12 protein-coding genes are annotated in these 13,839 nt (G+C 66.1%); 10 read left to right on the top strand and 2 right to left on the bottom strand.

From position 1 onward, the window contains the following. Positions 1-6 precede the first annotated feature (6 nt). The 7 genes from ON20_RS23490 (at position 7) to ramB (ending at position 5,974) form a co-directional block, all read left to right on the top strand. Positions 7-552: a carboxymuconolactone decarboxylase family protein gene (locus ON20_RS23490; RefSeq protein WP_040838917.1), complete on the top strand. Its 546-nt coding sequence runs from the start codon at positions 7-9 to the stop codon at positions 550-552. A 165-nt stretch (positions 553-717) separates the two neighbouring features. Beyond that, positions 718-1,095 carry a VOC family protein gene (locus ON20_RS23485; protein ID WP_040838632.1) on the top strand — a complete coding sequence of 126 codons (378 nt, stop codon included), beginning with the start codon at positions 718-720 and terminating at the stop codon, positions 1,093-1,095. Further along, complete coding sequence (locus tag ON20_RS38055; protein WP_218002597.1) at positions 1,092-1,343, top strand: hypothetical protein; 252 nt, start codon at positions 1,092-1,094, stop codon at positions 1,341-1,343. The genes ON20_RS23485 and ON20_RS38055 overlap by 4 nt, the downstream gene beginning before the upstream one ends. A 96-nt stretch (positions 1,344-1,439) precedes the next feature. Then, the gene (locus tag ON20_RS23475) at positions 1,440-2,330 is read left to right on the top strand and encodes a nuclease-related domain-containing protein (protein ID WP_051163158.1); all 891 of its coding nucleotides are present in this window, start codon (positions 1,440-1,442) and stop codon (positions 2,328-2,330) included. Further along, complete coding sequence (locus ON20_RS23470; RefSeq protein WP_040838629.1) at positions 2,303-2,503, top strand: hypothetical protein; 201 nt, start codon at positions 2,303-2,305, stop codon at positions 2,501-2,503. The genes ON20_RS23475 and ON20_RS23470 overlap by 28 nt, the downstream gene beginning before the upstream one ends. A gap of 170 nt (positions 2,504-2,673) precedes the next feature. Further along, positions 2,674-4,503, top strand: a complete 1,830-nt coding sequence (locus ON20_RS23465; RefSeq protein ID WP_040838627.1) for an acyl-CoA dehydrogenase — start codon at positions 2,674-2,676, stop codon at positions 4,501-4,503. Between the two features lie 64 nt (positions 4,504-4,567). Continuing rightward, the gene (gene ramB / locus ON20_RS23460) at positions 4,568-5,974 is read left to right on the top strand and encodes an acetate metabolism transcriptional regulator RamB (protein ID WP_040838626.1); all 1,407 of its coding nucleotides are present in this window, start codon (positions 4,568-4,570) and stop codon (positions 5,972-5,974) included. Here ramB and ON20_RS23455 read toward each other — a convergent pair. Both ON20_RS23455 and ON20_RS23450 read right to left on the bottom strand, forming a co-directional pair. Continuing rightward, positions 5,967-6,899: a hexose kinase gene (locus ON20_RS23455; RefSeq protein ID WP_083865186.1), complete on the bottom strand. Its 933-nt coding sequence runs from the start codon at positions 6,897-6,899 to the stop codon at positions 5,967-5,969. The two genes, ramB and ON20_RS23455, sit on opposite strands and share 8 nt — an antisense overlap. Before the next feature lie 81 nt (positions 6,900-6,980). Continuing rightward, entirely contained in the window at positions 6,981-7,985 is a 1,005-nt protein-coding gene (locus ON20_RS23450) for an XdhC family protein (RefSeq protein WP_040838625.1), read from the bottom strand. Between the two features lie 780 nt (positions 7,986-8,765). Here ON20_RS23450 and aceA point away from each other — a divergent pair. From aceA to metE, 3 genes are all read left to right on the top strand, one after another. Further along, positions 8,766-10,052: an isocitrate lyase gene (gene aceA, locus ON20_RS23445; RefSeq protein ID WP_040838624.1), complete on the top strand. Its 1,287-nt coding sequence runs from the start codon at positions 8,766-8,768 to the stop codon at positions 10,050-10,052. A 260-nt stretch (positions 10,053-10,312) separates the two neighbouring features. Next, a complete protein-coding gene (locus ON20_RS23440) occupies positions 10,313-11,188 on the top strand; it encodes a 3-hydroxybutyryl-CoA dehydrogenase (protein WP_040838622.1) in 876 nt (291 codons plus the stop codon). A gap of 98 nt (positions 11,189-11,286) precedes the next feature. Next, on the top strand, positions 11,287-13,623 hold the full coding sequence (gene metE / locus ON20_RS23435) for a 5-methyltetrahydropteroyltriglutamate--homocysteine S-methyltransferase (protein ID WP_040838620.1): 2,337 nt from the start codon (positions 11,287-11,289) through the stop codon (positions 13,621-13,623). The last annotated feature ends 216 nt before the right edge of the window (positions 13,624-13,839 follow it).

The raw sequence follows: 13,839 nt of genomic DNA, 5'->3' as shown, positions 1-13,839 counted from the left end.
GAACGGATGGTTTCGACGTCGCAACCACGTATTCGCCCGGGTCGCCTGCGCGAGCTGGGACCGTTGAACTGGGCTGTGTGGCGGGTGCTTTCACAGGTGTCGGGTACCGGGGACGCGCAGCTGTTCAGCACACTGGGTCGTACCGGCGGGCTGTTTCGCGGCTGGCTGCACTTCGGCGGGAAGCTTATGCCGGGTGGTCGCCTCGGTAGGCACGAATCCGAACTGGTGATCCTGCGGGTCGCGCATCTGCGCGGTTGTGAATACGAGATGGACCATCACATCCGGCTGGGGCGCCGAGCCGGGGTCACGCCCGAAATCCTGGAGCGGGTGCGTTCCGGGCCGGTCGCTCCCGGCTGGTCGGACAGGCACCGGGCACTGCTCGACGCGGTCGATCAGCTGGTACGGACCCGCGATATCGATGATGCCGCTTGGGAGCGTCTGGCCGGTTGGTACGACGAGCGCCGGCTGATCGAAATCGTGCTGCTGGTCAACCAGTACGACGGTCTGGCCGCCACCATCACCACCCTGCGTATTCGTCGCGACGAGTTCTGAGCACGGGTCCGGCCCGAATACGCCCGTCGAGTCGGGCCGGTCTCGTAGTGCGTCCTGTCGGGGGATCTCCCGAATAAGCGTGAGTCGGATCACCATGCGGGAACCGATAAAACTCTGTACAAAGTATGCTGTACGGCATACGGAGTTTTGACGGCAGGAGAATCCATGCGCATCACCGAATCCGCCATCTCGCTCAATGTTCCCGACCCGCGGGCCTCGGCGCAGTTCGTGATCGACCATCTCGGCTTCACCGAACGGATGTCGGCCGACGGGTTCGTCTCCCTGGCCCGTGAAGACGCCGGAATGAACCTCATCTATCTGCGCACCGGCCTGCCCACCTTCAAACCCGCGAAGGCGGCGGGCAGTGCGGGTGACGGTTTGCTGGTTGTCTTCGTGGTGGAGGACATCGACGGCGAATACGAGCGCCTGCGGGAGGCGGGAGTCCCGATCCTCACCCCCATCGAGACCGAGGAATGGGGTGAACGCTACTTCCAGATGGAGGACCCCAACGGCATCGTCGTCCAGTTGGTCGAGTGGGTTTGACAACCGTCGGGCCGCTCGAACGCGCCCCGGTTGCGCGGCCGCTCGGCGCGCCGGCCACCGCGATCGCGCGCGGTAAACGGGTACGCCGCGCGGCCGGCCGCGCCCGGACCGACGAAAAGCCGGTGATCGGGACCGCCCTCACGCCCGACGAGGATCGCGTCGGCGATCGCCAACCGCCAATGGGGATTCGTTCCGGCCTTTCGGTGGCGTATTGCTGTGCAATAACGCCACAATGTGATTCGCTGTGAGGGCAGAAACCGGTGTGGTGGCCGGATGGGTGGTGTGCCAGTAGATTTGCCGGGACATTATTCGAGAGGGGGCCGGATGGTGGATGAGCACGTGTCGTGGCGCGGTGGGGTGAGTGCACGATGCTGGTGAAGGTCGACGATCGGGCGGAATTGACCGCGGCCGAAGAGGAATTCGTGGAATGCCTACGGCATTTCCCGGCGGCCGGGCTGGCCATGGTGGATCTGCGTGTCGGTACCGACCGCGGCACCAGACAGATCGACGCGGTGATTTTCACCGTCCACGGCATCACCGTCGTGGAGGTGGTCGGATTCCGGCGGCGCCAAAGCGGTGTGTTCGAGGTGTCCACGGACGGGCGGTGGAAGGTCGGCTCGGAGAACGCCGAACTCGATCTGGCCTTCGGCGCCGACCCCTCCACCATGGTGCAGAACTCGGTGCGCGAGGTGGAACGGGCCTTCGAACGCACCGGATTCGATCCCGGACATCTGTGCGGCGCGGTGGCCGTGGTGCCGTTTCGCGGATCGGTGTTGCGTCCGGCTCGGGTCAGCGTGCGTCCCGGGCTGGACGTCGTGGTCGGCAATGTCACCGATTCCACCGAACTGCGTATCTATCTGGAGAATTTCGCGCCCGGAGAACCCCGGTGGACCGCCGACCGGGTGCGTGCCGCCACCACCGCGCTCACCGGGTGGGCGCCCGCCCGCGACGAACTGCTGACCGCGGGTTTCGCGGAGAAACTGCCGGAGACGAAACGGGCGAAACCGCTGCCGGAGGAGCGGGTTCCGGAACCGACGCCCGGTCAGGCCACCGTGGGCTGGGTGGTCACGCTGGTCGCGGTATTCGGCATGTGCGTGGTGCTCGCCGTGATCGTCGCCGCGTTGCTGTCCGACGGGCCGGACACCGATCCCGCCGCGACCACGCCCTCCCCCGAAGTGACCGCGCCCGCGTCGACGACACCGGTGGCGTGCTGGCCGTTGCAGCGGGGCTGCTGAGCTCTCCGTCCGAGGCGAATGCCTCGGACGGAGCGTGTGTCGGCCTCACGGTCCTCGCCCGACGGCTCGGGGAGACCGCCGGGCCGATGGAGATCGAATCAGAGCGGCTCGATGCGGATGTGGCCGCCGCCGAGGAGGAACCCGCCGCCGAGGAGGAACCCGCCACCGCCTGATCCGTCCCGGCCCGCCGGATCTCGAAGGGGCGGAACCGTTCCGATCCGGTGTGAACTGGATGGGCATCACGGTTGTAGGGCAATGTGGTGTATGACACCGGGCGTTCGAACGATGTCAAAACCGCCACTACGCGGCCGGGTGGCCGTAGGGACCAGTCGAGGAGGACACGGTGGGCCACTACCGGGCGAACGTGCGCGATATCGAGTTCAACCTGTTCGAGGTGTTCGGGCTGGACAAACTGCTCGATGCCGGGGCCTACGGCGAGTTGGACAGCGATACCGCTCGCGACATCCTGGCCGAGGTTCGACGGCTGGCCGAGGGGCCGGTCGCCGAATCGTTCGTCTCGGCCGACCGGGAACCGGTCACCTTCGATCCGCGGACACATACTGTCGAGGTCCCCGAACCGCTGCGCAAGACCGTGTTGGCCGTCCAGGAGGCCGGGTGGCACCGCCTCGGCCTACCCGAGGGGATGGGCGGTACGCCCGCGCCCGCCGCGCTGGCCTGGGCGGTCAACGAGATGATCACCTGTGCCAACCCGGCGGCGATCTTCTTCGATATGGGCGCGGCCATGGCGGCGGTCCTGTACCGGATCGGCAACGAGCAGCAGAAACACTGGGCGACAGCCGGTTTCGAACGGCACTGGGCGGGCACCATGGTGCTCACCGAACCCGATGCCGGATCGGATGTGGGCGCCGGTCGCGCCAAGGCGATCGAGCAGCCGGACGGGACCTGGCATATCGAGGGGGTCAAACGCTTCATCTCGGGCGCCGACGTGGGTGATACCGCCGAGAACGTCTTCCATCTGGTGCTGGCCCGCCCCGAGGGCGCCGGCCCCGGCACCAAGGGGCTGTCGCTGTTCTACGTGCCGAAGTTCCACTTCGACCCGCAGACCCTGGAACTGGGTGAACGCAACGGTGTCTTCGTCACGGGCGTCGAACACAAGATGGGCCTGAAGTCCTCGCCCACCTGCGAACTGACCTTCGGCGGGCACGGCATCCCGGCCCAGGGTTGGCTCGTCGGCGATACCCACAGTGGTATCGCGCAGATGTTCGAGGTGATCGAGAACGCGCGCATGATGGTCGGCGTCAAATCGAGCGGCACCCTGTCCACCGGGTATCTGAACGCGCTGGCGTACGCCAAGGAGCGGGTGCAGGGCGCGGATATGACCCGGATGACGGACAAGACCGCGCCGCGGGTCACGATCATGCACCACCCGGACGTGCGCCGCAGCCTGCTCATGCAGAAGGCCTACGCCGAGGGCCTGCGCGCGGTGTACCTCTACACCGCCGCCCACCAGAACGCCGACGTCGCCGAGCTGGTATCCGGTGCGGATGCCGAGATGGCACAGCGGGTGGGCGATCTGCTGCTGCCGATCGTCAAGGGTGCCGGCTCCGAGCGGGCCTACCAGTACCTGACCGAATCGCTGCAGACTTTGGGCGGCTCCGGATATCTGCAGGACTACCCGATCGAGCAGTACATTCGCGATGCCAAGATCGACTCGCTGTACGAGGGCACCACCGCCATCCAGGCGCAGGACTTCTTCTTCCGCAAGATCGTGCGCGACCAGGGCGTGGCATTCGGTTACGTCACCGGGCGGATCGGTGCATTCCTGGACACCACCATCGGTCGCTTCGGCACCGAACGTGCCCTGCTGCGTACCGCCCTCGACGATATCCAGGCGATGGCGTCCTCGCTTACCGGTTACGCCATGGCCGCGCAGTCCGATCCCACCCAGCTGTACAAGATCGGCCTCGGTTCGGTGCGTTTCCTGCTCGCCGTGGGTGACCTGCTCATCGGCTGGCGATTGCTGGTACAGGCCGAGGCCGCCGCCGCCGCGCTGAGCGAGGACACCTCGGACAAGGACCGGGCTTTCTATACCGGCAAGGTCGGAGTGGCCCAGTTCTTCGCGAGGAATGTCCTGCCCACCCTGACCGGGGTCAAGGAGATCATCGAAGCCCTGGATATCGATGTCATGAATCTCCCGGAAGAGGCCTTTTGACCCGATGGCCAATCGCTGTTAATTCCGCTATTGCATGATGCGAATCCAGTCATAGACTGGACGAATGGCCAAGACATACGTCGGTGCTCGGCTGCGCCAATTGCGGACCGAGCGCGGGCTGAGCCAGGTCGCCCTCGCGCAGCAGTTGGAGATATCGGCGAGCTACCTCAATCAGATCGAACACGATGTGCGTCCGCTCACCGTGCCGGTCCTGCTGCGGATCAGCGAGGTCTTCGGCGTCGACGCGACGTTCTTCTCCCCGCAGGACGACACCCGGCTCATAGCCGAACTGCAAGAAGTGGTGATGGACCAGGAACTGGGTATCGAGGCCGATGCCCGGGAGATCGCGGAAATGGTGTCCGCGCACCCGAGCATGGCCCGAGCCCTGGTCAATATGCACAATCGCTACCGCAATACCAGCGCCCAACTGGCCGCCGCCACGGAGGACCGGTTCGCCGACGGCGCGGGCAGCGCGGCGATCAGTAAACCGCACGAGGAAGTGCGCGACTATTTCTACCAGCGGCAGAATTACATCCACGAACTCGATGCCGCCGCCGAGGAGTTGGCCAACCGCATCCGGTTCCACGGCGGCGACCTGTACGGCGAAATTCCCCGGCTGCTGCGTGCCCACGGGGTGCGTGTCGTGGAGCGTATCGATCTCGGCGAAGGAGTGCTGCACCGCTACGACCCGGAGAGCCAGGTATTGGAGATCGCCCCGCACCTTTCGGGCGGACAGCGTGCCTTCAAACTGGCCGCCGAACTGTCCTATTTCGAATGCGGGCAGCTGTTGGAAAAGCTGGTCGACGAGGGAAATTTTGCCACTGCCGAAACCAGGAAACTGGCCATGCTCGGTCTCGCGAATTATTTCGCGGCAGCGACGGTGCTGCCCTATACCTACTTCCACGAGGTGGCCGAGGGTTTCCGCTACGACATCGAACGGCTGTCGGCGTTCTTCACCCAGAGCTACGAGACGATCTGTCATCGCCTCTCCACGTTGCAGCGGCCGGAACTGCGCGGGGTGCCGTTCTCGTTCGTCCGGGTGGACCGCGCGGGGAATATGTCGAAACGCCAGTCCGCGACCGGCTTCCACTTCTCCTCCAGCGGAGGTACCTGCCCGCTGTGGAATGTGTACGAGACCTTCGCCTACCCGGGCAAGATCCTGACCCAGATCGCGCAGATGCCGGACGGCCGCAAATATCTGTGGGCCGCGCGGACCGTGGAACGCCGCGCCACCCGCTACGGGCAGCCGAGCAAGACCTTCGCCATCGGCCTGGGCTGCGAACTGCGCCACGCGGGACGTGTGGTGTATGCCGACGGGATCGATCTGCGGGAGGCCACGGCCACCCCGATCGGGGCCGGATGCCGGGTCTGTGATCGCGCCAACTGTCCCCAGCGGGCCTTCCCCCCGCTGGGCAAGAAGCTCGATATCAGCGAGCACCGAAGTTCGGTTTCCCCGTACGTCCTCAAATAGCGGCGAGTTCCGCGATACGCACCGTGGGGGCGAGATGGTCCCGCAGCCGGCGGTCTATCTCGCCGGCCACCGGAATGACGACCGCCGCCGCGGATGTCGCCACGGCATCGGTGAGCAGGGCCGGCCAGTCGGGTTCGGCGGTGGCCGACAGTGCGGAGATGACCGCCGCCGTCGCTGCGTCGCCCGCTCCCGTGGTGTTCCCGACCAGCGGTTCGGGCAGTCCCGCCGACCATGCCCGGCCTTCGGTGACCGCGACCATACCGAGCGCGCCGCGGGTCACGATCACCGCGCGCACGCCGGCCGCGATGAGCGGCCGGACCGCACGCACGACCGCGTCCGGTGCCTCCGGGCGCGTGTCGGTGAGTCGATGCAGTTCCACGAGGTTGGAGATGAGGACCACGCCCGGTACCCGGGCGGCCAGGTGCTGGGCCTCCCCATCGAGATCGCAGATGGTTGGCACCCCGGCGGCCACCGCGGTGCGGGCGATCCGCGCGGGTAGCTCGGCATCGATACCACCCGGTAGCGAACCGGCGATCACCAGTCCGGCGATATCGGGCAGTAGCCCGGCCACTCGCACCGCCAGCTGTTCGGCGGCATGCGGATTCGACACCCGGGCTCCCGGCTCCCACAGGGCGGTCGCCGTCCCGGTATCGGATTCGCTGATCACCACCGTGCGCCGCACCCACGGCAGTGCGTGCACGAAATCCACCGGCATCTCCAGTTCCGCCGCCGCGGCGAAGGCGTGGTCGGCGAAGCCGGTGGCGCGGGTGTAGCGTCCCAGCTGGTTGAGCACCCGCGTCACATTGATGCCCTTGCCGCCGAGGCGCTGCTCGACCGAGCTGACCCGATGTGCTTGTCCCCGCGCGAAGTGTTCGACCCGGTAGGTCATATCGTAGGCGGGATTCATTGTCACCGTGAGGATCACGAGAACCACTGTCCCCGACGAGCGGGCAGCGCAACAGAGCCCGGTACCGATTGACGCCGAATCTCGTCCGGGCCGTCCCGGCTAACCGGCGACCGCCTCGGTGGCGTACGGTACGGCGATCCGGCCCGGATGCCCGTTACGGGCGGCCAGTATTTCCGCGGTGACGGCCACCGCGGTCTCCGCCGGAGTGAGGGCGCCGATATCCATTCCGGCCGGGGCGTGCAACCGGGCCAGTACGGCCTCGTCGAAACCACCCGCCTTGAGATCCTCTATCCGCCGGGCGTGGGTGGAGGGGGAGCCGAGCACGCCGATATAGCCGATCTCGGGGAGTCGCAATGCCACCGTGAGCAGCGGGAGCTCGAACTGCGGATCGTGGGCCACCACCACGATCGCGGTGGTGGATTCGATCCGGCCGCCCGCGGCGAGGGTGTTCAGGTACCGGTGGGGCCAGTCGGCCACGACCTCGGCCCCGGGAAACGAATCGGGGTCGGCGAAGTTGGGCCGCGCGTCGCAGACGGTGACCCGGTAGTCGAGTAGTCGGGCCTGGGTGGACAGGGCCGCCGCATAGGAGTTGGCGCCGAAGACGATCAGTTGCGGAGGTGGGGCGAAGGAGGCGACGAATATATCCGACTGGGGCAGCGACACCAGTTCGGTCTTGTGCCTTTTGTCGGTGACCAGATGCTGACCGATCATCTCCGGTTCCGTATTCCAGACCACGGTGAAAACGGTGACCCGGCGGTGAGCCGCGATTTCGGTGGCCACCGTCGGGAATTCCGGGAAATGGAATCTGGAGAACGGTTCGGTGAACACGTCTATAACGCCGCTGTCGGCACCGGAAACGGGGTGGGGTACCGCGAAACGGTGCAGTGCGCGCTGACCGGTGTGGGCGGCCTGGAGGGTGGCCTCGTAGGCGGCCTCTTCGACACCACTGAGCATGAACGATCCGAATACCCCACCGTCGGGATCGAGCAGCATGGCCGTGCCCACCGGTAGTTCGGTGGAACCACCGGTGCGTACTATGGTGGCCAGTCCGCCGGTCCGGCCGGAACGCCATACCCGCAGTAGGTCGTCGACGATATCCCGCATTCACAGCTCCGATCCCCCGTGCGTCGGCGGGCGGGCGCTACCGATCGGCACCCCGTCACCGATGACCGCGCACGTGACGCACACCATAGCGCTGTTCGGTGCGGGTTGTGGCCGGCTGTGGAAATCTCGCCCGGTCGGTAAGTGAAGACCCGGACAAGGGTTGTATCCGGCCACAATATCTTTCCGCCGTAATGAGGAACCGGGAGGAAATCGGGCATGTGGACGAACGCGCGGGCGCGGGTACCGGACCGCCTCGTCGACGGGGCATTCGATAGGGGGTCGGTCATTCGGCATCGAGTCGCCGGGGTCGTTTCGGGACGGCAGGTGAAGGCGGACGGTCGGACCGGATAGATCGCCGGCGTGTGGGCGCGGAGGGCACGCGAAGACCACGGCGCGGCTTCTGACGGTGGTCGCCGTCAGTTATGAGGGTGCTCACAGCGGTGCAGTACGCCGCGCCGGCGCGGCGGAGTCGGCTCTCGCTGAAAACCGTACGAGCGTTACGCTAAAATCCCATGTCAGAGCTACTCATGAGTAGATTTTAGGCGTGCAATTTGCAAGCAAACTTTGCAAATTTAACGAACTGGCGAGTAAACCTAGCTTAGATTCACATAAGCAACAGGTAGACGCTGTTTTCCAGATGTGCCATCGTGTGGATGTACACCCTATGGGCCTTGCAAGCCTGCGAATTGCCATTCCGGCAGTATGAGTAGAAACCTTCGGTCGACGCTCACGGCGCGCGCCCCGGATGGCACCGACCGAACAAAGAAGTGGAGTCTCGCGATGTCGACTACCGGCACCCCCAGGACCGCTGCGGAGATCCAGAAGGACTGGGACACCAACCCGCGTTGGAAGGGCATTACCCGCAACTACACCGCCGAGCAGGTGGCCAAGCTGCAGGGCACCGTCGTCGAGGAGAACACGCTCGCCCGTCGCGGTGCGGAGATCCTGTGGGAGCAGGTCAACAACGAGGACTACATCCACGCCCTCGGCGCTCTCACCGGCAATATGGCCGTGCAGCAGGTGCGCGCCGGCCTGAAGGCCATCTACCTGTCCGGCTGGCAGGTCGCCGGTGACGCCAACCTGTCCGGCCACACCTACCCCGACCAGAGCCTGTACCCGGCCAACTCGGTGCCGGCCGTGGTCCGCCGCATCAACAACGCGCTGCTACGCGCCGACGAGATCGCCAAGGTCGAGGGCGACACCTCGGTCGGCAACTGGCTGGTTCCGATCGTCGCAGACGGCGAGGCCGGCTTCGGTGGAGCGCTGAACGTCTACGAACTGCAGAAGGCCATGATCGCCGCGGGTGCCGCCGGCACCCACTGGGAGGATCAGCTGGCCTCGGAGAAGAAGTGCGGCCACCTTGGCGGCAAGGTGCTCATCCCCACCTCGCAGCACATCCGCACCCTGACATCCGCGCGCCTGGCCGCCGACGTCGCCGACGTCCCGACCGTGGTCATCGCCCGTACCGACGCCGAGGCCGCCACCCTGATCACCGCCGACGTCGACGAGCGTGACCGGCAGTTCATCACCGGTGAGCGCACGGTCGAGGGCTTCTACCAGGTCAAGAACGGCATCGAGCCCTGCATCGCGCGGGCCAAGGCCTACGCTCCCTACGCCGACCTGATCTGGATGGAGACCGGCACTCCGGACCTGGAGCTGGCCCGCAAGTTCGCCGAGGCCGTCAAGAGCGAGTTCCCCGACCAGCTGCTGGCCTACAATTGCTCGCCGTCGTTCAACTGGCGCAAGCACCTGGACGACGCCACCATCGCGAAGTTCCAGAAGGAACTCGGCGCCATGGGCTTCAAGTTCCAGTTCATTACCCTGGCCGGCTTCCACGCCCTGAACTACGGCATGTTCGACCTGGCCTACGGCTACGCCCGCGAGGGCATGACCGCCTACGTCGACCTGCAGGAGCGCGAGTTCGCGGCCGAGGAGCGCGGCTACACCGCCACCAAGCACCAGCGCGAGGTGGGTGCCGGCTACTTCGACACCATCGCCACCACCGTGGACCCGAACACCTCCACCGCGGCCCTGAAGGGTTCCACCGAAGAGGGTCAGTTCCACTGAGAAACGCCGTGACCGGTACCGGTCACGCAGGGTCCGCGGCGGGATGGTTCCGCCACGGACACCGATGGCCCACTACTCCGGTAGGGGTGTACCGCCCTCCCCGCTGACAGCCCCAGTGGGGAGGGCAATCCCTTTCATCCCATTCATTCCGCCCCGAGCGCGGAAACAACCGAAATACTTGACCGGCGAAGGCTCGCTCATAGCAGAGCACACCTTCACCTCAGCCACCGACAGGCCAGACCAACCAGCAGGAGCGGGACGTGAGCAGCGAGAAGATTCAACGCGTCGGTGTTATCGGCGCCGGACAGATGGGTTCCGGAATCGCGGAGGTGTGCGCGCGGGCGCATGTCGATGTTCTGGTGTACGAGCAGACCCGGGAACTGGCCGCCGCCGGAAGGTCCCGGGTTCTGCGGTCGCTGGACCGCGGTGTGAGCAGTGGCAAGATCACCGAACGCGAGCGTGAGCAGGCGGCCTGGCGGCTGCGGTTCACCTCCGATCTGGGCGACTTCGCCGACCGCCAGCTGGTCGTGGAGGCCGTGCTGGAGGACGAGAAGGTCAAGACCGCTATCTTTGCCGAACTGGACAAGGTGGTGACCGACCCGAACGCGGTGCTGGCCTCCAACACCTCCTCCATTCCGATCATGAAGATCGCGGTGGCCACCAACAATCCCGAGCGTGTCGTCGGGATGCATTTCTTCAACCCGGTACCGGTGCTGCCGCTGGTGGAGCTGGTCACCACCCTCAAGACCAGTGAAGCCGTCTCGCAGCGGGCCGAAGCCTTCGCGAGCGGCACCCTGGGCAAGGAGGTCGTGCGTTCGGCCGACCGGTCCGGCTTCGTGGTGAACGCCCTGCTGGTGCCCTATCTGCTCTCGGCCATCCGGATGGTGGAATCCGGTTTCGCCACCAAGGAGGACATCGACAAGGCCATGGTGCTCGGCTGCGCCCACCCGATGGGCCCGCTGGCACTTACCGATCTGGTCGGCCTGGACACGGTGAGATCCATCGCCGATTCCATGTACGCCGAATTCAAGGAACCCCTGTACTCCGCGCCGCCGCTGCTGATGCGCATGGTGGAGGCGGGTCTGCTCGGCAAGAAGACCGGCGGGGGCTTCTACCAGTACAACCACAAGAGCTGAACAATCGGGTCGGGCCCGGGACGGTTTACCGGACCCGACCCGCCGTCGACAATATGTGCGCGCAGACGCGCCGATAACACACCTAAAAGGGATCCGGCATGGTCAACGTCAGCGATGGATTCGGTTCGAGTGTTCTGGGATATCCGCGGATCGGCCCGTACCGGGAGCTCAAGCGGGCCCTGGAGGCGTACTGGCGAGGGTCGAGTTCCCGGGAGGAGCTGCTCGCGGTAGGCCGGGATATCCAGGAACGGCAGTTCAGCGAACTGGCCGCCACCGGCCTCACCCAGGTTCCGGGCAATACGTTCTCCTTCTACGACCATGTCCTGGACAATGCGCTGCTGTTCGGCGCCGTTCCGTCCCGGTTCGAGGAATTCCGGCAGGATATGCACCCGCTGGACTTCTATTTCCTGATGGCACGGGGACGCCCGGACCTGCGTCCGCTGGAACTGGTCCGTTATTTCGGCACCAACTACCACTACCGGCAGCCGGAACTGGACGCCGACACCGAATTCTCGCTGCATCCGGAAGCGCTGCTGGACGAATGGGACCGCGCCAAGGCACAGGGCATCGAGCTGCGGCCGGTGGTGTTGGGTCCGCTGTCGCTACTGCTGCTGTCGAAGGCGGGGCATGTTCCGGGCGAATCGGCCGGATTCGAGACCATCGAACTGCTCGACCGATTGCTGCCGGTGTACGAAGAACTGTTCGAGATCCTGGCCAAACGCGGTTCCACCTGCGTGCAGCTGGACGAACCGTGTTTCACTGCCGAACGCACGGAGGCCGAACTCGCCGCGTTCGAGAAGGCCTACGAGCGGCTGTCGAAGGCGCCGCTGCGTCCGCGCCTGTTGGTCACCGGGCAGTACGGAGACTTCGGCGAGGCATTGACCATCCTGGCGCGCACAGGTGTGGAGGCCATCGGCCTGGACCTGGCCTCGTACCGGATGCGGCCGGAGGATCTGGCGAAGGTTCCGGGTATCCGGCGCAAACGGTTGTACGCGGGCGTTATCAGCGGGTTGAACGTGTGGCGGGCCGACCGCTATGTCACGTTGGAATACCTCGACGAACTGGCCCAGGTGTGCCCGGACCTGGTGGTCTCCACCGGTACCACCCTGCTGCACGTGCCCTACGATGTGCTCGCCGAATACGATATCGAGGGCCATGTCGCCGATCGCCTGGCCTTCGCGAAACAGAAGGTGGGAGAGGTCGTTTCGCTGGCGAAGGCACTCACCGAGGGACCCTCGGAGAAATGGCGCAAGCGGCCGTCCGAAGTCCATTTCAAACAGAAGCACGCGGTGCGGCAGCGGGTGTACGCGGTCACCCCGCGGATGCGTGAACGCGAACCGTACGAGGTGCGCCGGACCGCGCAGCAGGCGAAGCTGAGCCTGCCGCCGGTGCCCACCACCACGCTGGGCTCGTTCCCACAGACCACCGAGGCCCGCCAGGGCCGCCACGACCTGGGCGAGGGGCGGCTGTCCTACGACGAATACCGCAAGCGGATCGAGGCCGAGATCGCGGCCACCATCCGGTTGCAGGAGGATATCGGTCTGGATGTGCTGGTACACGGCGAGCACGAGCGCAATGACATGGTCCAGTACTTCGCCGAACTGCTCGACGGGTTCGCCACCACGCATTTCGGCTGGGTGCAGGTGTACGGTTCACGGTGTGTGCGGCCGCCGATCATATACGGCGACGTCTCGCGTCCGGCCCCGATGACGGTGGACTGGATCGCCTACGCGCAGTCGCTCACCGATAAGCCGGTGAAGGGCATGGTGACCGGGCCGGTCACCATGATCGCGCGTTCGTTCGTCCGGCAGGACCAGCCGCTGTACGAGACCGCCGACCAGGTGGCCCTGGCCATCCGCGACGAGGTCGTCGATCTGGAGAAGGCGGGTATCGCCATCATCCAGGTCGACGAGCCGGCGCTCCGGGAGCTGTTGCCGCCCCGACCGCGGGGCCGCGCGGAGTATCTGCGCTGGGCGATCGCGGCGTTCCGGCTGGCCACCGCGGCCGTCACGCCGGAAACCCAGATCCACACCCATATCCCGTATTCCGGGCGCACCGAGATCGTGACGGCGATCGAACAGCTCGACGCCGATGTCACCGCCATCGTCGCCACCCGCTCGATCGAATGGGTGCTCAAGGCACTGGAGGAGGACTACTCCTCCGGGCACGGGCTGAGCCACGGGGTCGGTCCCGGCGTGTACGAAAGCCGGTCGGCCCGTATCCCGGATATCGACGAGCTGGACGAACTGCTCTCCGCCGCGGCCTCGGCCGTGGGTCCCGAGCGACTGTGGGCGAATCCGGACGGCGGGCTGAAGACCCGGCACTACTGGCAGTTGGAGCCGTCGCTGCGCAATATGGTGGCGGCCGCCCGGCGAGTGCGGCGCCGGATCGAGACGGCCGAGGGCGACGCGGCGGGCTCGGACAGCATCGAGTGAGTCGATAGCCGATATATCGAGCGAGCCGCCTCGGCCACCGCGCACGATTCGGTGACCGGGGCGGTTGCGCGTTCGCCGGCCGCCATCGACTGCGGAACCCACTGCTCGCTCGATATCCGGGCACATCGCCTGAGGTGTGGGTGCCTCTCGGTGGCCGGCGGCGATGTGACGCAGGCGTCGTTGGCGAACCGACCGATGCGGCGGTAGGCATGAACG

Source organism: Nocardia brevicatena NBRC 12119, assembly GCF_000308495.1.
Lineage (GTDB): Bacteria > Actinomycetota > Actinomycetes > Mycobacteriales > Mycobacteriaceae > Nocardia > Nocardia brevicatena.
The sequence above is the reverse complement of the archived record's forward strand: the minus strand, read 5'-3'. Positions and strand labels throughout refer to the sequence as shown.